Here is a 19,235-nt window from a genome sequence, read left to right as displayed (position 1 = left end):
CTCGCACCAGCGGGAGGGGACTTTTAATTGCTTTAATGGTGAATACTACTTGAATCTTTCCACCAGCTGGCTCAGCTTTTGAGCCATTTCAGCTACTTCCTGAATGTTGGAGTTGGCATTCTGGATACCGTCGGACAGAGCCTGCGAAAGCCCGTTGATCTCAGTGACGCTGTTGTTAATTTCATCACTGGTTGCAGTCTGCTGCTCTGCTGCGGTGGCAATGGCCCGGACCATATCGGCAATAGTTTCACTCTCACTGACGATCTGGCTGAGTACGCCGCCTGCTCCTTCCGCCATCTGCACGGTATTTTCAACCCTGCCGCGAACCCCGCTCATCTCGGAGACAACCTTATCGGTGGACTGCTGAATGAGTGTGATTGCGCTCTCAACCTCATTGGTTGCGCCCATGGTCTTCTCAGCGAGCTTACGAACTTCGTCAGCGACAACTGCGAAACCACGTCCTGCTTCACCGGCACGGGCCGCTTCAATGGCTGCGTTCAGGGCCAGCAGGTTGGTCTGGTCGGCAATATCATTAATAACAGACATTACTTCGCCGATATTGATGGCCCGCTCCGAAAGGTCGGCGAGCATATCGGAGAGTTTATCCGTGGTTTCAGTTACAATATGAATCTCTGACACTGTGTTGCTGACTACCTTTCCACCGTCGCGGGCAACGGAGTTGGCCCTGTCGGAGGCTTCAGCTGTTTCCCCGGTATTCTGGGCAACTTCAAGCACAGTGGCATTCATTTCTTCCATTGCGGTTGCAACCTGTCCGGTCTGCATGGCAGTGGTATCAACACCGGCAGTCAACTCATTCATCTGCTGTGAAAGCTCAGTGGTGTAGGAAAGCAAAGCCTTGGAAACTTCGGTAACCTCATTGGCCACTTCAAGCAAAGATTCCTGCTGCTGCTCAATGTGCTTGCGGCTGGCTTCCTCTTCGGTAAGGTCGACCATTACCGCGATAGCACCAACAGTCTCTTCCTCAGCATTAAGCAGCGGACAGACCTGATAGCGCAACGGGAACTCAACACCATCTTCACGGTTGAACCTCAGAAGACCTTCAGGGCAATCACTTGAAGAAATAGCCTCTTGAGTCAGAGACTTTCCTTCAACCCTGAAAAAGTCGCCTACATCCATTCCTATAAGAACATCTTCAGGTTTGTTGAGGATGTCACGCATGGGTGCGTTAACGAAATCAATTTTGCTATCACCGTCAGTAACGATCATGGGCACGGTAATACCGTTAAGTACACCGCGGTTATAAACCAGCTGGTCTTTGATCTGACGGGCCATTTCGCCGAGATGATCCCCGAGAGACCCGAGCTCATCACTGCTGTTCACTGCAAATTGAGCGTCGAGATTGCCCTTGGCAAAATCACTGGTAGCACCGGAGATAATCTGGATGCGCTTCACAATTGATCTGCGCATGAAGAACAGAAGAGCGGCCAGCAGGGAGACAAAGCCACCGAATGAAAGCGCAGCCCCTTTGAACTGGGACTCATGAAATGTTGCAAATTGAGGAGAAACATCCTGCACCATGACCAGAGTTCCGAGCACGGGCTGCTTCCTGCCGTGACAGTGATAACAAGCCTTCTCATTCTGGATGGTTTCAACTTCAACAAAAACCTCTTTGCCACCTATTTCAGAAAGAAGGCCGCTCTTGAGGTTTTTCTTAAGGCTTTGCCCGACAAGGGTATTAATATCCTTATCGCGAATTACATTTTTGATGTCGGAACGTATGTCCCCTGTGTTAGTGGAATAAGTGACATTTCCCTTAAAGTTGGTCAGGTAAATGGCAACATCTGAATATTTTTTTGAAACAGTAGCAAACTTTTCAGTAGTACCCCTGTTATCACCCTTGGCCATAGGCTCGCGGATGGCCAGCTGCAACATATCCGCAGTTTTGTATGCGTTCCGTTCAATCTCTTCCATCATGGTGGTGCGCTGCCAGAAAGAGTTTGCCAGAAACAGAACAATAAAAGCCGTAGCAGTGAGCAATGAGGTCAGCACCATGACCTTGTTACCAAGGGAAGTCTTAATAAATTTCATAACGACCCCCCTAGTGAGCTCCGCCGAAAATCAGCGGCTTGTAATTAAAATTGTTGACCCGTTCTGCATTGTGGCAGACTTCACACTCCTCAATGGTCATCTTCCTCTTGATCAGCTCCGGATCGCCGTCTTCAGCATGAAGAGATCCCGGACCATGGCAAACCTCACATCCTGCATCTGCAAGATGGGGAGTTTGTTCAAAAGAAACGAATCCGCCGGGTTTTCCATACCCGGTAGCATGGCATGTGAAACACTCCTTAAGCTCGTCAGCATCAAGATCTGAAGCCATGATCTTCACGCTTTTGCTGGAGTGGGCCTTTTTGGAAAATTTCTTATAGTTGTTGTATTCCACCTCATGGCACTCTTCACATGCCTCAGAACCTACATAAGTCGCTGAATCCGTAATCCCATATCCGGCCAACGAACAGCTGAAAACTGTAATTACCGCCAGAATCACCCCAATCCGCACGGCAAAACCTCTTTCTACCATAATAACCCCGTTGTCTTGATAGTCCGCATCCTTCAAAACCTAACCCCAGACACCACTTCCGCAAATACTGAGACCTAATTACCAAAAAAATTATGGCTAATTATATATATGTGCACTGATTTAACTATCTTGTTTTTATATGGAAGTGAAGTGGAATTTAACATTAAAGTCACTCTTTGTTGTAAAAATGAAACAATATATTAGATAACTATCTACATTATAAACTCTCTCAAAACACCGCTTCATGAAAAGAGACAGATATCACCAAAATCCTACTCTTCATTTTAGTCTATTTTTTACAACAAGACGTTTGTGCTGCATAAAAATAGTATCCACTACCGTTTTAGGTCATTCGTTAAGAACAGGAGAAGATTGTTCAACTATTCACCATCTAATGCCCTTGAGTAGTCATCTATAAAAGAAACCATCGTGAAACACGTTATTATCGCTTGCAGAATTCATAGTTCTTCTGGCAGAATACCTCCTCTTAAGAATCCATACTCTGTCAATAATCTTTAAGCCAATCTACGGAAACTAAAGGTCCGCTCCACCGGACTTTTTAAGCGGAAAGGCGGCTACTCATTTATGGGAATAGTAAATATTACTAAGACTTACGATGCCGATTTTGTGAAACAGGTAGAAAAGGAAAGCGGACAGAATGTCTCCCTTTGCTACCAGTGCGGTAACTGTACCGCCGGATGTCCGTACACATTTGCGTACGACATCCCAGTAAGCAGAATCATGCGTATGGTTCAGGCAGGGCAGAAAGAAACCGTGCTCAAGTGCAAGTCACTCTGGCTTTGCGCAACCTGTGAATCCTGCACCACAAGGTGCCCTAACAACATCGACGTGGCTCACATCATGGATGTGCTGCGCCACATGGCCCGCAGGGAAGGATATGCTCCTGTACCCACGGTCAAGAAATTCTGGGACAGCTTCCTAGATTCCGTTGAAAACAACGGAAGAGTGTTCGAAATCGGCCTGCTCGCGGCTTATGTAGCCAAAACAGGACGCTTCTGGACTGACATTGATCTGGGACCGAAAGTACTGCCCAAGGGCAAGATGCATTTCAAACCCCACGAGATTCAGGGCAAGGATGAAATCAAGAAAATCTTCAAAAGATTCCAAGAGGAGTCCCACAAATGAGTGATTCCTTAACATATGCCTACTATCCCGGATGTTCCGGCGCAGGAACATCCATGGAATATGACATGTCCACCCGGGCTGTCTGTGAAAAGCTGGGAATCCGGCTCACCGACATCCCCGACTGGAGCTGTTGCGGTTCCACCCCGGCTCACACCGTGGACCACACACTTTCCAGCGCACTCTCCGCCCGCAACTTACAGCTGGTAGAGAAAATGGATCTGGACACCGCAATTACCCCTTGCCCCAGTTGTCTGACCAACCTCAAGACCGCAGAACATCGTATGCAAAAAGACGAGATGCGCGAGAAGGTCAACAAACTGCTGGACAATCCCTACAACGGCGGTGTCTCCACCAAATCCGTGCTTCAGATTCTCGTTGAAGACCTCGGTCTCGACGCACTGAAAAAGAGCACCATCAAACCGCTCAAGGGACTCAAAGTTGCAGCATACTATGGCTGCATAATGAACCGTCCCCCGGAAGTAATGAACTTCGATGACCCCGAGCACCCCATGGCCATGGACAACATCATGAAAGCCATGGGCGCAACAGTTCTGCCCTTTCCTTTAAAGGTAGAATGCTGCGGTGCTTCCTTCGGTATCCCCCGCAAGGATGTGGTCATGAACCTGTCCGGCAAGCTGCTTGATGTGGCAGATGATCTCGGTGTTGACGCACTGGTCACCGCCTGCCCCCTGTGCCAGATGAACCTTGACCTGCGCCAGTCTCAGGTCAACTCTGCAACAGGTGCCAAGCACAACCTGCCCATCTTCTATTACACCCAGCTCATGGGCCTCGCCCTCGGCATGAGTGAAAAAGAACTGGGAATGGACAAGCTCTGCGTGAGCCCCCGTAAAGCTATCGATGCCATCGGCAAAGAAGAAAAGAAATAGCGGAAACCCTGCTAAGGAGAAGACTTAAATGAAAATTGGAGTTTTTGTCTGCCATTGCGGGACTAACATCGAAGGTACCGTGGATACCGCTGCCGTTGCAGCAGCCGCACGGGAATTCCCCGGTGTTGTTTTCGCAACTGATACAATGTACGCCTGCTCCGAACCCGGACAGGACGAGATCATAGAAGCAATCAAGGAACATAAACTCGACGGCGTGGTCGTAGCATCCTGTACACCCAGAATGCACGAACCCACCTTCCGCAAAACCCTCGAAAGAGCCGGCCTTAACCGCTACCTCTTCGAGATGGCCAACATCAGGGAACACGTTTCCTGGATCGGCCGCGACCGCGAAGCCAACACCAACAAGTCAGTTGACCTTGTTCGTATGGCAGCGGCTAAACTGCTCAACAACAAACCTCTCCATGCCAAATACTTTGACATGAACAAAAAGGTTATGATTGTTGGCGGCGGTGTTGCAGGTATTCAGGCAGCCCTTGACTGCGCTGACGGCGGCCTCGAAGTTATCCTTGTTGAAAAGACCTCCTCCATCGGCGGTAAGATGGCTAAACTGGATAAGACTTTCCCCACAGTGGACTGCTCCAGTTGTATCCTCGGACCCCGCATGGTTGACGTTGCCCAGCATCCCAACATCACTCTCTACGCTTGCGCCGAGATTGAAGAAGTAAACGGTTATGTGGGTAACTTCTCCGTTAAAGTAAAAAGAAAAGCCACCTATGTTGACTGGGATAAATGTACCGGTTGCGGTATCTGCATGGAAAAATGCCCCAGCAAGAAGGCTGACAACCCCTTTGACGAAGAACTGGGTAAAACCACAGCGATCAACATCCCCTTTCCTCAGGCAATCCCCAAGAAAGCGGTTATTGATCCCAACTTCTGCATCAAAATCAAACGCGATAAATGCGGCGTCTGCGCCAAGGTCTGCCCCTCTGAAGCCATCGTTTACGATCAGGTAGATGAGTTTGTAGTCGAAGAAGTGGGCGCAGTTGTTGCGGCTACCGGTTTCGACCTCGTAGACTGGACTGTATACAGCGAATACGGCGGAGGCCAGTACCCCGACGTAATCACCTCCCTGCAGTACGAGCGCATGCTCTCCGCTTCCGGCCCCACTGAGGGACACATCAAACGTCCTTCCGATGGCAAGGAACCCAAGAACGTGGTCTTCATTCAGTGCGTAGGCTCCCGTGATAAATCCATCGGGCGTCCATACTGCTCCGGCTTCTGCTGCATGTACACCGCAAAGCAGGCCATCCTGACCAAAGACCACTGCCCGGATTCACAGTCCTACGTATTCTACATGGACATCCGTTCCCCGGGTAAGATGTTCGACGAATTCACCCGCAGAGCGCAGGAAGAATACGAAGCAAGGTACATCCGTGGCCGCGTGTCCATGGTCTACCCCAAAGGTGACAAGCTCGTTGTACGCGGTGCCGACACCCTCATGGGCGATCAGGTCGAAATTGACGCGGACCTCGTTGTCCTCGCAGTCGGTGCTGAATCCGCACACGGCGCTTCCGACCTCGCTAAGAAACTGCGCATCTCCTACGATGCATACGGTTTCTTCATGGAAGGCCACCCCAAACTCAAACCTGTTGAAACCAACACTGCCGGTGTATTCCTCGCCGGTTCATGTCAGGGTCCCAAAGACATTCCTTCCTCTGTTGCACAGGGTAGTGCAGCTGCGGCAAAGGTTCTAGCCATGTTCGCCAAGGACCAGCTGGAAAGTGACCCCGCGGTTTCTGTAGTTGATATCAAACGCTGCATCGGTTGCGGCAAATGCATCAGCACATGCCCCTTCGGAGCTATTAAAGAAATAGACTTCCGCGGACAGCCCAAAGCTGATGTGATTGAAACAATTTGTCAGGGCTGCGGTATCTGCACATCCACCTGTCCTCAGGGTGCAATCCAGCTCCAGCACTTCACTGACAATCAGATTCTTGCGGAGGTTAACGCAGTATGCCGGTTCTAGAAGGTAAAGAACTCAGAATCGTCGGTTTTCTCTGCAACTGGTGCTCCTACGGTGGAGCTGATACCGCCGGTGTAGGTAGATTCACCCAGCCGACTGACCTGAGAATCATTAAGGTCCCCTGTTCAGGCAGGATTGATCCTCTGTTTATTGTGAAGACACTCATGTCCGGAGCGGACGGAGTGCTCGTGTCCGGTTGTCACCCCAACGACTGCCACTACGCTGAAGGTAACTTCTATGCCCGCCGCAGGCTGGAAATGCTCAAAAGGTTCATCACCATGCTCGGAATCGAGCCTGAGCGTTTCGACTACACCTGGGTTTCCGCATCAGAAGGCCAGCGCTGGCAGGAAGTTGTGACCAAGTTCACCGAACAGATTCACAAACTCGGCCCGGCCCAAAAGATCGAGGGTCCCGAAGCCGAGGAGACACTCAAATTGATGGAAGCTTCCCTCTAGTAAGGGTTGTTCCACGCAAGGAGAAACAGAGTGAAAAATCTGGAAGATCTTAAAAAGCAAATTAAGGACGGACTGTCTGAGCTTGATGTGGTCATCGGGTGGACAGACAGCTTCGATCCTCTGCATGCCACTCCGCACTTCATGCGCAGTGAAGCAGATGTAGATAAATTGAAAGTGGACGCCCTTAGCGTTCACAACCTTGCCACCTACCTGCCCTCTTTGAAGGGCAAAAAGGTCGGTATCGTGGTTAAAGGCTGCGACAGCCGTTCCGTTGTTGAACTGCTGCAGGAAAACCTCATCAAGCGTGAAGACGTAACCATCTTCGGTTTCGGCTGTACCGGTGTTGTGGATCAGGTTAAGATCCGCCGCGCCGTAGGTGATGTAGGACAGGTTGAAGCCTGCGAATTGAGCGACTCTGAAGTGAAGCTCACCGTAGACGGCAAAGAGCACAAACTGCCCTTGGCAGACATGCTCTCTGATAAATGCCAGACCTGCCGCTACCCCAACGCAGTTCTTTCCGACCAGTTTGTCGGTGAAGAGATCAAAGCTACCGCTTCATTTGAAGACGGCTACAAAGATCTCGAAGAATTCGAAGCCAAGTCCACCGAAGAAAAATTCGCATTCTGGCTTGGTGAAATGGACCGCTGCATCCGCTGCTACGCCTGCCGTAACGCATGCCCCATGTGCGTATGCCGCGACCATTGTGTAGCGCAGTCCCGCGATCCGCACTGGCTGAGCCAGGAAGCCCACGTCCGCGACAAGTGGATGTTCCAGGTTATCCACGCTTACCACCTCACCGGTCGTTGCACCGAATGCGGTGAGTGCCAGCGCGCCTGCCCGGTAGACATTCCCATCCTGCTCTTCAAGAAGAAGTTCAACAAGGAAATCAAAGAAGTCTTCGACTACGAAGCCGGTCTTGATCCTAAGGCAACTCCGCCGCTGCAGACCTTCAAAATTGAAGAACCGACCATCAAGGAGAAGGAGTGGTAGCCATGGCAAAATTCATCAAATCCGACAAGGTATCGGCATGGCTGGAAGAACTGGGCCAGAAGCACGAAATACTTGCTCCCCGTAACGAGGGTGATGCTATTGTCTTCAAGCCCTACGACTCCAAGAAAGGTTTCAACATCGAACGTGAAGCAACCGCCCCTCCGAAAAAGGCATGCTTCCCCCAGAGTGAAACCCTCGTGGAATTCAGCCACATCAAAGATCTTGAGAATCCCGAGAAAGTAGCTCTTGATGTTAAGGAAACCATTCCTGATTCATCCTGGGTTGTTTTCGGCAGCCGTCCCTGTGACGCTCGCGGATTCACCATGTTCGACCGTGTTTACCTGAACGGAAAACACGTTGACGTATATTACAAAGCCCGCAGGGAAAACACCTTCTTCATCACTCTCGCGTGTGAAAAAGGTGAAACCACCTGTTTCTGTAACTGGGTTGGTTCCGGCCCGTCCGATCCCACCGGATCTGACGTGCTCATGGTTCCCGTGGACGGCGGCTACTTCCTCGAAGCAGTCAGCGACCGCGGCGAAACTCTGCTTTCCAGCTCCATGCTGGAAGACGGCGGTTCCAAACAGGCTGACGCAGACAAGTTCCGCGCAGATGCCGACCAGTCCATGGGCGAAGCACAGGACCTTTCCAAAGCTCCCGCAAAGCTTCTCGAAGCTTTCGACGACATGGACTTCTGGGAAGCACAGTCTGCAAAATGCCTGAGCTGCGGTGCATGCACCTATCTCTGTCCCACCTGCTACTGTTTCAACATCACTGACGAATCCGATGGAGTCAAAGGTGAGCGCATCAGAAGCTGGGACAACTGCATGTCCAACCAGTTCACCCTTGAGGCCAGCGGACACAACCCCCGCCCCACCAAGGCTCATCGCCTTAAAAACAGGGTCGGCCACAAGTTCAGCTACTACCCTGACCTGCATGACGGAGTTATCTCCTGCTGCGGTTGCGGTCGCTGCATCAAAAGCTGCCCCGTTGGTGTGGACATCCGTGAAATCGTCCTGAACGCTATTGCATACGAAGCAAAGGAGAAAGCAAATGGCTAATAATCCTTATCTTCCTGCGATGGCCACCATTCAGGAGGTCATTCAGGAAACTCCCAATATTATGACTTTCCGGGTGACCTTTAACGATCCCGGTTACAAAGAAAAATTCACCTTTGAGCCCGGTCAGGTAGGACAGCTGTCCGCCTTCGGTATCGGTGAATCCACTTTCGTAATCAACTCTTCCCCCACCCGCATGGACTACCTGCAGTTCAGCGTAATGCGCACCGGGGAAGTGACCGATAAACTGCACACTCTGAGCGCAGGCGACCAGATCGGCGTACGCGCACCTCTGGGCAACTACTTCCCTTACGAAGACATGAAAGGTAAAGATATCGTCTTTGTAGGTGGTGGTATCGGTATGGCGCCCCTGCGCACCCTGCTCTACTACATGCTGGATAACCGCAAGGACTACGGCAAGATAACCCTGCTCTACGGAGCAAGAACTCCCGTAGATATGGCTTACCAGTATGAGCTGCCCGAATGGCTGGAACGTGACGACCTCGACACCCATCTGACCATTGATGCGGAATACGAAGGCTGGGAGCACAACGTAGGGCTGATCCCCAACGTGCTGCTGGATATCGCACCGAAGCCGAAGAACGCAGTAGCAGTTACCTGTGGTCCTCCGATCATGATCAAATTTACCGTGCAGGCACTCGCCAAGCTCGGTTTCAAAGATGATCAGATTGTAACCACCCTTGAAAAACGCATGAAATGCGGCGTTGGCATCTGCGGCCGTTGTAACATCGGCACCAGCTACGTATGTCAGGACGGTCCCGTCTACACATACGAACAGCTCAAAAAGCTGCCCAACGAAATGTAATTATCCGGTCCTTACGGGCTGTTAATTGCTTACAAAGAAACCCCGTTTTCCAGTGGAAAACGGGGTTTTATTCTGACTTTATCTTTACAGCAAAGGTTCTTTCTTATTAGTATGCGATCATGAAAATACTGCTTGTTGATGACGAAAAGATTAATGCTCTATCCGCTTCACGTTTGCTTGAAAAACACGGCTACAAAGTAGTAGTTGCCTCCAACGGACAAGAAGCCCTTGACCGACTGGACGAATCTGATTTCGACTGCATCCTGATGGATATCCAGATGCCCGAGATGGACGGCTATGAAGCTATAGAAAGAATCCGTGATGAATTTGTCTTCGGTGAAAAGTCAAAAACGCCCATCATAGCCATGACCGGACATTGTTATTCCGATGCCTATAAAGAATTCAAACAGGCCGGAATTAGACACTACATCTGCAAGCCTTTCGATTTCAACAACCTTCTGGAAGTTATAAAGGTTGCAACTGAAGATTAAAATTCAATTTTCAGAACCCGGTATCCACAAACAAAACCTGCCCGCTGCAAAGCCTTTGCGGAAGCAGTATTTTCAATGCTGCAACTACATATGGGAGTGTATCCCTGTTTCAGCAGAAGAGACTTCAGGAATGACACAATATAAGCACCATTTCCCTGATTTCTGAATTCAGGTGCCACGAGCATTCCGATATCCATGTAACTCTGACCGTGAATCACCGGGGTAACAATTCCGCAACCTCGAATACTTCCGGCACAATCAAGCACATACAGATCACCTTCGGTGAAATAGTGATCAATTTCAGCACGGCTACTAAAAAAGCCGTCATCAAATATCTCAATCACATCCAGATCAGCTGCATTTGCAGAGCGCATTATCCGGTCTTTCACTTCACAAAATGAGTTATCTGCAATCTCCCTGAACATAAGCCCCACGGTGCTTACCCGCGCAGGACGGCTGAATGCAACAAATGACATATCCCGATCAAATGACTTACATAGAACCTGCGTTATGCGGCAGTAATCCACAAGAGCCTCAAAAAGAACAACCGACTTTTCCCGATACTTCTTAGACACTAAAAATTCTACAAGGGAAGTTCCGCTAACCACTGCGTAGCCCATATTACCCATCAACCAGACAGCTCCATCGCGAACCAATTCCTCAAGATAAAGGTCCTGAGCCTCAGGCAATGAATCCAGATATTCATTGCGCAAATCCTGCGGAATTGTGTCAACAGATCTAATATCGGTCATGGGTGCTCCCTGCTCTACACAAACTGTCCAGCCGCATACCCCGAAGACCATGCCCATTGCAGGTTGTAGCCGCCCAGCCATCCGGTTACGTCAAGCACTTCGCCGACGAAATAAAGTCCGGGGACTTTCTTGCTTTCCATAGTCTTTGATGAAATCTCCGAAGTGTCAACGCCGCCTGCCGCGACCTCTGCCTTAGCAAAACCTTCTGTTCCCTGCGGCTTAACCACCCATGAATGAATGCGCTCAGCAAGGGCAAGCTGCCGCTTCTTAGTCAACTGGCTGACCGGAGTCTCACCGTCCTGCCCTTCCAGCAACAACCCAACCATCTTTCGGGTAAAGTAGCGCGCCAGAAAATTATGCAGGGCAACATTCTCGCCTTTATGAGATTCAAACAATTCCGAAATATTATGAGTAGGCAGCAAATTGATGGTCAGAGCCGAACCGCGCCGCCAGTAGTTAGAAATCTGAAGCACCGCCGGACCGGAAATTCCTTTATGGGTAAAGAGCATATCGCCCGCAAAAGTGCTTTTCTCACAGGTAATTTCCACAGGCAAAGCATTGCCGCTCAGCTCCTTGCAGAACTTCCCGTCCCGTCCGCTGATGGTAAACGGGACCAAAGAAGGACGAGCCGGAATCGTCTTGAGCCCGTACTGCTCGGCAAGTTTGTATCCGAAAGCAGAAGCTCCAACTTGAGGCCAAGCCGGAGACCCCAGCGCCACAACCAGAGACTCAGCCTCGAATACCTGAGAACCACTGCGAACCATAAACGGTCCTTCGCCGCTAACCTCTTCAATCTGGCGATCCAGCAGAGTTTCCACACCTGCACGGTGGCATTTGGAAACCAGCAGTCCGGCAATAAGCCCGGCACCCTCAAGGGTAAAAAGCTGCCCGTCTTCGCGCTCCTCGTATTCAATGCCGGTTTCAGCAACAAAGGAAATGAAATCCCACTGATTGTGCCGAGCCAAAGCAGACTTCACGAAATGGGGGTTCGCGGAAATATAGTTATCCGCCGCAACATCCATATTGGTAAAGTTACACTTGCCGCCACCGGCAACACGGATCTTACGCCCAGCCTTACCGGAATGGTCCAGCACCAGCACCTTACGCCCGCGCGCAGCAGCATGCATGGCACAATAAAGTCCGGACGCGCCCGCGCCGAGGATAATTACATCATATTTTGAAGAGGTATTGCTCATGAGGGAGGTTGTAGGCTGGTTTGGGGGTTGGGTAAAGGGGAAAATGGTAGTCTGATCTGCTGGCGGAGTATCCACTTTTCTATTCTGCATGCTGGACGGAATATGGATGATCTTGTAAAAGGATGAAGTTTTTATTTATAGATAAGATTTAATTAAGAAGTTCATTTAGTTGGGGTGAAATATATGCGTCGGGGAAATGGATTTGTACGTGTTTTATTTGGGATGATGCTTGCCCTTGTTTTGGTTTTGGGGGTTTGTGGGGGTGTTGGGGCTGCGATTGAAGCACCTGCTACTGCCCGCGAAGTTCAAGAGTTGAGAAATAAAATTTTCAAACTTGAAGTTGAAATAAAAAATAGTGATGCAACTCAAAAATTGCAGATTCAGAATAGTAATGATCGATTGGAGGAAGTTAAAGATTGGGTCACGAATAGAGAGAATGTTTCCACCTATTGGTATTACGCTTTGATGTTTTGTTCCGGTGTTATTGGGCTGTATATGGCTGGAATAGCAGCATGGTTTACTCGCAGTAACAAACAAAATCGTACTGAATTAAAGGCAGAGACTAAGGAAGCAAAAGAAGCATTCGACAAGGAAATATCAGCAACCATATTAGAACTTAGAAAAAATGCTGAAGAGCATAAACAAAATATTGATAAAGACAAAAATGAATTTAAAAAGGAACTAGAAAGGCTCATATCAGAAAAACGAAAACAGCTAAATGAATTAGTTGCTCAATGTAATAAAATGCAAAGGGTATGCGAACAGAATGCGTATAGAACAGGAGAAGTGCTCGATGAAGCGGAACTAAAGGTTAAAGAGTATAGCGAAAACTTAACTGATGAAAAAATGGATGAAAAAACAAAAGAGGCAATAAAAGATGTCGCAAACAGGTCATCTGCTTTTGCCCCTTTCAGAATGAAAGCAAAAGCATTTCTACATGAATGTTTTGGAGAATACGACAAAGCCATCACTATATGGAAAGCAATTGCACAAGAAAACCCCAAAGAAATAGCTAGCTCGTTTAAGCTTGCGCAACTCTACTCAAAAAGAGCACAACTGACATTAGACAAACAAAAGGCCAAGGAATCATACATCAAAGCAAACAATTTTTACGAAAAAGCAACCTTATTGCTACCAGACAACGCAACTATCTGGACTAACTGGGGTAACAACTTAATCAAACTAGCTTCACTCTACCCTGAACTTGACTTCGAATTTTTAAATACAGGTAAAGAGAAATGTAAACATGCAGAAGCAATCAAAGAAGGCTCAGGAGCCTACAATCTCTCTTGCATAGCAGCCATGCAGAATAATCTTGAAGAATGCAAACAGTTACTAACCAAATCCAAAAAATTTGCTGTAAGTTTGCCCCCCTGCAACCACATAAAATCAGCCCCCGACCTCGACAACATCCGCAACCACCCAGACTACAAAGACTGGTTCCAAGACTTCGTAGAACAAGTCTGCCAAGAAGAACAAGAAGCTAAAGCCAAGCAAGCTGAATCAGACGAAGACGACAAAGACACCGAAGAATAAAAACCAGTCTAATTCAAACTATTCAGCTCCAGCAAAATATCCCCGCACAACTTCACAAACCCGCAAGGCACTATCCTCACTGAGTTCCGCATACATGGGCAGAGACAGAATTGACTCCTGCATTGCATAGGCGGCAGGGAAATCTTCGTGCGTATGTCCGTAACATTCATACGCCTCCATGAAAGGGACTGCTACTGGATAATGAATTCCAGATGCCACTCCATTTTCGGCAAGATAATCGCTCAGGGCTTCCCGGTCATTGCAACGGACAACGTAGAGATGATAAACATGCCCAGCCCAAACCCGGCGTTTTAAGAGCTTGAAGCCTTCAATTCCGCTCAACTCACGATCATAAACTGCAGCAACAGCCCGCCTTCGGTCTGTCCAGTCCTTAAGATGCTTTAGCTTCACGGAAAGAACTGCGGCCTGAAGACCGTCCATACGTGAATTCACGCCTTCGAACTGATGATCATATTTGTCTTTACGGCCGTGATTGGCGAACTTGCGCATTCGCTCCGCTAAAACTGCATCACCGGTTACAATTGCACCTGCATCCCCATAAGCACCTAAATTCTTGCCGGGATAAAAGCTGTAACAGGCGCAATCGCCGAAAGCAGAAAGAGAACGCCCTCCGACAGTTGCGCCGTGAGCCTGCGCTGCGTCCTGAACAATAAACAATCCATTTTCACGCGCCAACGGCTCAATAGCCTCCATATCCGCAGGATGCCCATAAAGATGCACCGGAATAACTGCTTTTGAAGCCTGAGAAATCTTAGCGCGCAGGTCAGCAACATCCATAGTCCCGTTTTCCGGGTCTACATCAACGAAGACGGGCTTTGCCCCGGCCATGCTCACGGCCTCTGCGGTGGCAATAAAGGTCATTGCCGGAACCAACACTTCATCGCCGGGACCGACCCCCAATCCTTTTAGTGCGACAAACAGAGCGTCTGTACCATTGCCTACCCCGACACAAAAATCAGCCGCACAAAACTGAGCGAATTCCTCTTCAAATTTGTGGGCATAGGGACCGTTAATAAAGGCACATTTCTCTATCACCTGCTTCATGGCAAGATCAATTTCCGGCTGCAGGGAGCGGTATTGGCTACTCAGATCAGCAAAAGGGATATACATTTTTTTAACCTTCATAAACTTAGCTAGGCTTCAACGAACTCTTCATTGGAGTACACAACAAACCTCGGGTATTACAAACATAACGCTCTGCGACTAAATAAACTTTTTCTCCATTCAATTCAACAAACGGAGGAGAAAATCCTGGCATACTTGTGGCCCTCAAAGCCGTTTGCGCGTGCTCCATGCCCTTGCTCAGATCAATATTTTTGAGTCCATTCATTTCTTTACGAAAATGCAAGGAAGTTCCACGTTCTTCAATAAGCTCACATTGAGGAACACATCTATATTCACCAGCTACTAACGGCCTGATAGATTCGCGAAACAAACCAATAGATGCCGATAAAGTCATTGAATACAACTCCTCTACCCAACAATCTTCAGGTATGGGAAAACGTTTTTCAAAAAGGATGTCCCCATGGTCAATCTGTTCATCAATAACATGAAGTGTTGTGCCAAAAATCTTCTTCCCATCAAGTATAGCATGGGAGAATTGGTTACACCCTCGATATTCCGGCAATGGAGCCATATGCAAATTAACGTTTATTTCCAAGGCTTTTTCCAAATGCACCCGTTTTAGAATCTCGCCAAACTGAACGGAAATAAGGATGTCAACATCATCAACCTTCAAGAAATCGTCGAGAGACGATAAAATCGGTACTTCATACTCAGCACATAAAGAAGGAACGTTTTCCACACCATCAAGCACATGAGGACTAGAAAGGACCCCAACGATATGTACTTCTCCTGATATGTGGAGGTCTAACAAAGAACGAAAGCACTCTGTTGCGACCAATTTTCGTCCCATAAAAAAAATTTTCTTTGGACTATCACCGACCAATACTAGCCTCCAAGCCTGCAACGTTTTGGCTGAAAGCGCATCTTGACCTCACGCCCTGTTTCAATGGATTCATAAATTGCATTGATTAATTCCAGTGACTTCCGTCCCTCAAGTCCGTCTACAAGAGAAGGACTTCCCTGTTCAATACAATTTACAACATGCTCAAGATAGGAAATGTGACCAAAACCATAGACATCCGGCGGATTTGTCTTGTAGCGAGTAAGAACGTCTTCGTCCCCTTCTTCCGGGGTTTCAAAATTCCAGACTTTCATCTCGTTGACTGCAAATCCGCCAATCTCTACAGTTCCTGTCTCTCCTAGGATAGATATTGACCCCTCCAGATCCTTAGGCCGGGTGGCATTAGTCGCCTCAATAACTCCAATAGCACCACTAGCGAAGGTAATAACTGCCACTCCGGTGTCTTCTACTTCAATGTCTACAAGCGCTGTACGGCTTTTGGCATACACCGAAATAGGCTCTCCAAGCATCCATTCTAATAAATCCACATGGTGGCTGGCCTGATTGGCAAATACACCACCATCCATAGCCCATGTACCCCGCCATGAATCCTGATCATAATAGGTCTGCGGGCGGCACCATCTTACGCGGACCGTTCCCATAACGATCTTCCCGAACCTCCCGTTTTCCAGAGCTTCACGCATTTTAATGACCGGATAATTAAGTCTGTTCTGCTTGACTACAAAAAGCTTGACTTCAGCTTGGTCACAAGCATGAATCATAGCGTCCGCATCTTCAAGCCGCAAAGCCATAGGTTTCTCAACCACAATATGCTTACCGTATTGGGCCATTTCCAGAGTATGCTTTGCGTGGAGTCCGCTCTCGGTCAATATCGCGATAACATCAACTTTGTCTTTCATTTCAGACATCATTTCATGAGCGTCTGTATACCATGGCAGTGAATACTTCTGTCCAAGTTTCCTAGCCCGCTCTTCATCTGTATCGCAGAGAGCAATAATACTCCCCCCGTTAACCTTTTTCTCTGCAAGAATCTGGGCATAACGTTGCGCTATACGCCCACACCCCATCAAAACGAAATTCTGCACGAGGAACTCCTTAATTATTTATCAATCAAAACAGAACAAACCGTAAAAAATTCACCAGCGTTACTAGGCCTATTACTAATTTCTATATACCCTTATACTTCTTCCTGTCCAACATAAAGGGGCGGACTATGTAGTTAATAAACCACCAACTCACTCCCAATTTGCAATATATCAATACTCGGAATTATCGCACACAGAAATATTAAATTTTGCACAGATAGCCAAATTAAATAACGTTAGAATTTACATTTATCTAAGTTGGACATATGCTTCGACATGAAAATTGAGACCTGTCAGGCGGTAGGTATAGGTCCTCTACTTAATTCAGATAAATATAACTAAGTCAACAAAATGGCAAAGCTCCCGTTAAACGAATAAACGCAGGACAACAACTATGCCCCACGAAGCCTCCAAGCCTCTGCGCGTAATGCAGACTATATCAACTTACAGAAATTTCATTGACCATTTTTATGCCTACAATCCTAATATGGCCTCAATGGACTACAAAACTCAGAACGAGGCTTTAACTAATTACGGTTTTTTCGCTCCACACATCATATCTCCTTACACGGAAGAGCTTGGATGCGTTCAAGAATTGACGTTCTCTAATGCGGCATACCTGCAAAGTGCATGGCTTAAAGAACAAGGGCTATCCTCAAGCCTTCAACCTGGCTGGGAAACTGACCTTCTACGCAGGCGCATTGATAAATTCAAACCTGACATTTTGTATGTATTCAGTCCATATACATTTAATAGCGCGCTACGTGACCGACTGACACATCAACCTAAACTGGTGGTCAGTTGGCGTTGCGCGACATTACAAAACAACTGGGACTGGTCAGCTTTTGACGTTATCCTCACAAGCATGCCCAGCATAATAGATTACGCGCCCAAACTTGGAGCAAAATCCGCCGAGATGTTTTCACCCGGATTTCCATTAAGTTTAGTCAAAGAATTAATATCAATTCCCCAAGATACAGATGTCGTATTTGTTGGTTCACTCACAGGAGCACGCCGCATAGCTATGCTGGATACTGTAGCAAGAGCGGCCAGACAATACGGCTTCTCGCTTGCTCTGCATCTCTCTGGAGACTTCAGCCATCTGACCCCTCATATGGTCCCCTATCTCCGGGAACCTGTCTTTGGCTTGGATGCCATGCGCTGTCTGCGTCGCGGACGTATGGTTCTTGATTCAAGAACCCCGGTATTCCTGTCTGACCGACATGGCTATCCCATTGAAGATATCAGCGAAAATGACAACTGCAGCATGCGTCTGTTTGAAGCTACCGGATGTGGATCTCTGGTATTGGCGCTGGATGGTGTATCACGTTGGTTCGAGTGGGAAAAAGAGATCGTGCCTTATAAGGACCCAGATGATTTAGTTAAAAGGATTCGCCATTTCATAGCCAATCCCGAAGAACGGGACCGCATTGCGTCTGCAGGACAGAATCGCTGCCTGACTGAATACAATATGAAACGCAATGCTGAAAAATTTATGGATATTGCTGAAAAGAGATTGAATAAACCCGCGATCAAACCACGGCCTTATGAAGTTGTAGCCCCGAATGAACCGAAGTCATTTAATCCCAACACAATGTTTCAGGAAATCATTTCCAATAGTTACCTAAAAAAAATGGGATGGTTTTCAAGCTACCACCGTCAGGCGATTGTAGATGATGACGGGGCGCCATTACCTTGGTTATCCTATCCGGCGGTCAACCTGCTGGAGGAACGTGCGCCATATGGATGCACTGTATTTGAATACGGATGTGGAAGCAGTACCCTCTGGTGGGCAAAACGGGCTAAACGCGTAGTAGTGGTTGAACACAACGAACAATGGTTCAACACCATGAAATCCCAATTCCCCGATCACGTACGCCCTGTTTTGCAACGCTTAGAACCGGGAGGAGATTACAGTAAGACTGTCGCAATGATCAAAAATATCAAGTTCGACATCATTGTTATTGATGGTCGTGACAGGGTGAACTGTGCATACAATTCTTTATCTTCACTCTCCCCGTCCGGCGTAATTGTCTTCGACAACACTGACCGTCTGGAATACATGCCGGGACGGCAATTTATTAAGGATGCTGGCTTTAAAGAATTACGCCTTACCGGGCTAGCCTCAATGGTATTGAATGTAGGTAGCTGCACTTCCATTTTCTATAGGGACGATAACTGTCTGGGAATATAACAGAGCTGGGAAAACACCTAAGACGATAAACAGAAATTATAATTTGCACACTTATACATCAATAAACGACACCGCCTCGACTAAGCAGGTCTGTTTGTCAAGCTTATGCAAAACAATATACCGTTCTATTTTCATTTATAAACCAACC

General features: G+C 48.0%; 17 protein-coding genes. 10 read left to right on the top strand and 7 right to left on the bottom strand.

All coding sequences use genetic code 11. The annotated features are described in order from the left end of the window. Positions 1 to 45: 45 nt before the first annotated feature. Both DESAL_RS03030 and DESAL_RS03025 read right to left on the bottom strand, forming a co-directional pair. Entirely contained in the window at positions 46 to 2,049 is a 2,004-nt protein-coding gene (locus DESAL_RS03030; protein WP_015850489.1) for a methyl-accepting chemotaxis protein, read from the bottom strand. A 10-nt stretch (positions 2,050 to 2,059) separates the two neighbouring features. Continuing rightward, complete coding sequence (locus DESAL_RS03025) at positions 2,060 to 2,539, bottom strand: cytochrome c family protein (protein WP_041721608.1); 480 nt, start codon at positions 2,537 to 2,539, stop codon at positions 2,060 to 2,062. Positions 2,540 to 3,124: 585 nt separating this feature from the next. Here DESAL_RS03025 and DESAL_RS03020 point away from each other — a divergent pair. From DESAL_RS03020 to DESAL_RS02985, 8 genes are all read left to right on the top strand, one after another. After that, positions 3,125 to 3,685, top strand: coding sequence for a 4Fe-4S dicluster domain-containing protein (locus DESAL_RS03020; RefSeq protein ID WP_015850487.1), 561 nt, complete (start codon positions 3,125 to 3,127; stop codon positions 3,683 to 3,685). Beyond that, positions 3,682 to 4,572 carry a CoB--CoM heterodisulfide reductase iron-sulfur subunit B family protein gene (locus DESAL_RS03015; RefSeq protein WP_015850486.1) on the top strand — a complete coding sequence of 297 codons (891 nt, stop codon included), beginning with the start codon at positions 3,682 to 3,684 and terminating at the stop codon, positions 4,570 to 4,572. Before DESAL_RS03020 ends, DESAL_RS03015 begins: the two co-directional genes overlap by 4 nt. A gap of 28 nt (positions 4,573 to 4,600) precedes the next feature. Next, positions 4,601 to 6,559, top strand: coding sequence for a CoB--CoM heterodisulfide reductase iron-sulfur subunit A family protein (locus tag DESAL_RS03010; RefSeq protein ID WP_015850485.1), 1,959 nt, complete (start codon positions 4,601 to 4,603; stop codon positions 6,557 to 6,559). Beyond that, positions 6,547 to 7,011, top strand: a complete 465-nt coding sequence (locus DESAL_RS03005) for a hydrogenase iron-sulfur subunit (protein WP_015850484.1) — start codon at positions 6,547 to 6,549, stop codon at positions 7,009 to 7,011. The genes DESAL_RS03010 and DESAL_RS03005 overlap by 13 nt, the downstream gene beginning before the upstream one ends. Before the next feature lie 30 nt (positions 7,012 to 7,041). Further along, complete coding sequence (locus DESAL_RS03000; RefSeq protein ID WP_015850483.1) at positions 7,042 to 8,001, top strand: 4Fe-4S dicluster domain-containing protein; 960 nt, start codon at positions 7,042 to 7,044, stop codon at positions 7,999 to 8,001. A gap of 2 nt (positions 8,002 to 8,003) precedes the next feature. Further along, positions 8,004 to 9,062, top strand: a complete 1,059-nt coding sequence (locus DESAL_RS02995; RefSeq protein WP_015850482.1) for a 4Fe-4S dicluster domain-containing protein — start codon at positions 8,004 to 8,006, stop codon at positions 9,060 to 9,062. Then, positions 9,055 to 9,885 (top strand): FAD/NAD(P)-binding protein, encoded by an 831-nt coding sequence (locus DESAL_RS02990; RefSeq protein ID WP_015850481.1) that lies wholly within the window; start codon positions 9,055 to 9,057, stop codon positions 9,883 to 9,885. The genes DESAL_RS02995 and DESAL_RS02990 overlap by 8 nt, the downstream gene beginning before the upstream one ends. Before the next feature lie 119 nt (positions 9,886 to 10,004). Next, entirely contained in the window at positions 10,005 to 10,376 is a 372-nt protein-coding gene (locus DESAL_RS02985) for a response regulator (RefSeq protein WP_015850480.1), read from the top strand. Here DESAL_RS02985 and DESAL_RS02980 read toward each other — a convergent pair. Further along, the gene (locus DESAL_RS02980) at positions 10,373 to 11,128 is read right to left on the bottom strand and encodes a GNAT family N-acetyltransferase (RefSeq protein WP_015850479.1); all 756 of its coding nucleotides are present in this window, start codon (positions 11,126 to 11,128) and stop codon (positions 10,373 to 10,375) included. The two genes, DESAL_RS02985 and DESAL_RS02980, sit on opposite strands and share 4 nt — an antisense overlap. Before the next feature lie 14 nt (positions 11,129 to 11,142). Next, entirely contained in the window at positions 11,143 to 12,324 is a 1,182-nt protein-coding gene (locus DESAL_RS02975) for a BaiN/RdsA family NAD(P)/FAD-dependent oxidoreductase (protein WP_015850478.1), read from the bottom strand. A gap of 183 nt (positions 12,325 to 12,507) precedes the next feature. Here DESAL_RS02975 and DESAL_RS02970 point away from each other — a divergent pair, with 183 nt between their 5' ends. Beyond that, positions 12,508 to 13,860, top strand: a complete 1,353-nt coding sequence (locus DESAL_RS02970; RefSeq protein WP_015850477.1) for a hypothetical protein — start codon at positions 12,508 to 12,510, stop codon at positions 13,858 to 13,860. 18 nt (positions 13,861 to 13,878) lie between these two features. On the opposite strand, the gene DESAL_RS02965 is transcribed toward DESAL_RS02970, so the two are convergent. From DESAL_RS02965 to DESAL_RS02955, 3 genes are read right to left on the bottom strand one after another with little or no spacing between them, the layout of a single operon-like run. Beyond that, entirely contained in the window at positions 13,879 to 14,991 is a 1,113-nt protein-coding gene (locus tag DESAL_RS02965; protein ID WP_015850476.1) for a DegT/DnrJ/EryC1/StrS family aminotransferase, read from the bottom strand. A gap of 19 nt (positions 14,992 to 15,010) precedes the next feature. Further along, on the bottom strand, positions 15,011 to 15,829 hold the full coding sequence (locus tag DESAL_RS02960) for a formyltransferase family protein (RefSeq protein WP_015850475.1): 819 nt from the start codon (positions 15,827 to 15,829) through the stop codon (positions 15,011 to 15,013). Between the two features lie 2 nt (positions 15,830 to 15,831). Continuing rightward, positions 15,832 to 16,893, bottom strand: coding sequence for a Gfo/Idh/MocA family protein (locus DESAL_RS02955; protein WP_015850474.1), 1,062 nt, complete (start codon positions 16,891 to 16,893; stop codon positions 15,832 to 15,834). A 1,024-nt stretch (positions 16,894 to 17,917) separates the two neighbouring features. Here DESAL_RS02955 and DESAL_RS19585 point away from each other — a divergent pair. Next, positions 17,918 to 19,087, top strand: a complete 1,170-nt coding sequence (locus tag DESAL_RS19585) for a glycosyltransferase family protein (protein WP_049760003.1) — start codon at positions 17,918 to 17,920, stop codon at positions 19,085 to 19,087. The last annotated feature ends 148 nt before the right edge of the window (positions 19,088 to 19,235 follow it).

Source organism: Maridesulfovibrio salexigens DSM 2638 (genome assembly GCF_000023445.1).
Classification (GTDB): Bacteria; Desulfobacterota; Desulfovibrionia; order Desulfovibrionales; family Desulfovibrionaceae; genus Maridesulfovibrio; species Maridesulfovibrio salexigens.
The sequence above is the reverse complement of the archived record's forward strand: the minus strand, read 5'-3'. Positions and strand labels throughout refer to the sequence as shown.

Excerpts from the sequence above, each read along its gene's own strand:
- DESAL_RS03030 (WP_015850489.1), bottom strand. The coding sequence starts at position 2,049 with ATGAAATTTATTAAGACTTCCCTTGGTAACAAGGTCATGGTGCTGACC.
- DESAL_RS03025 (WP_041721608.1), bottom strand. The coding sequence starts at position 2,539 with ATGGTAGAAAGAGGTTTTGCCGTGCGGATTGGGGTGATTCTGGCGGTA.
- DESAL_RS03020 (WP_015850487.1), top strand. The coding sequence starts at position 3,125 with ATGGGAATAGTAAATATTACTAAGACTTACGATGCCGATTTTGTGAAA.
- DESAL_RS03015 (WP_015850486.1), top strand. The coding sequence starts at position 3,682 with ATGAGTGATTCCTTAACATATGCCTACTATCCCGGATGTTCCGGCGCA.
- DESAL_RS03010 (WP_015850485.1), top strand. The coding sequence starts at position 4,601 with ATGAAAATTGGAGTTTTTGTCTGCCATTGCGGGACTAACATCGAAGGT.
- DESAL_RS03005 (WP_015850484.1), top strand. The coding sequence starts at position 6,547 with ATGCCGGTTCTAGAAGGTAAAGAACTCAGAATCGTCGGTTTTCTCTGC.
- DESAL_RS02995 (WP_015850482.1), top strand. The coding sequence starts at position 8,004 with ATGGCAAAATTCATCAAATCCGACAAGGTATCGGCATGGCTGGAAGAA.
- DESAL_RS02990 (WP_015850481.1), top strand. The coding sequence starts at position 9,055 with ATGGCTAATAATCCTTATCTTCCTGCGATGGCCACCATTCAGGAGGTC.
- DESAL_RS02985 (WP_015850480.1), top strand. The coding sequence starts at position 10,005 with ATGAAAATACTGCTTGTTGATGACGAAAAGATTAATGCTCTATCCGCT.
- DESAL_RS02980 (WP_015850479.1), bottom strand. The coding sequence starts at position 11,128 with ATGACCGATATTAGATCTGTTGACACAATTCCGCAGGATTTGCGCAAT.
- DESAL_RS02975 (WP_015850478.1), bottom strand. The coding sequence starts at position 12,324 with ATGAGCAATACCTCTTCAAAATATGATGTAATTATCCTCGGCGCGGGC.
- DESAL_RS02970 (WP_015850477.1), top strand. The coding sequence starts at position 12,508 with ATGCGTCGGGGAAATGGATTTGTACGTGTTTTATTTGGGATGATGCTT.
- DESAL_RS02965 (WP_015850476.1), bottom strand. The coding sequence starts at position 14,991 with ATGTATATCCCTTTTGCTGATCTGAGTAGCCAATACCGCTCCCTGCAG.
- DESAL_RS19585 (WP_049760003.1), top strand. The coding sequence starts at position 17,918 with ATGCTGGATACTGTAGCAAGAGCGGCCAGACAATACGGCTTCTCGCTT.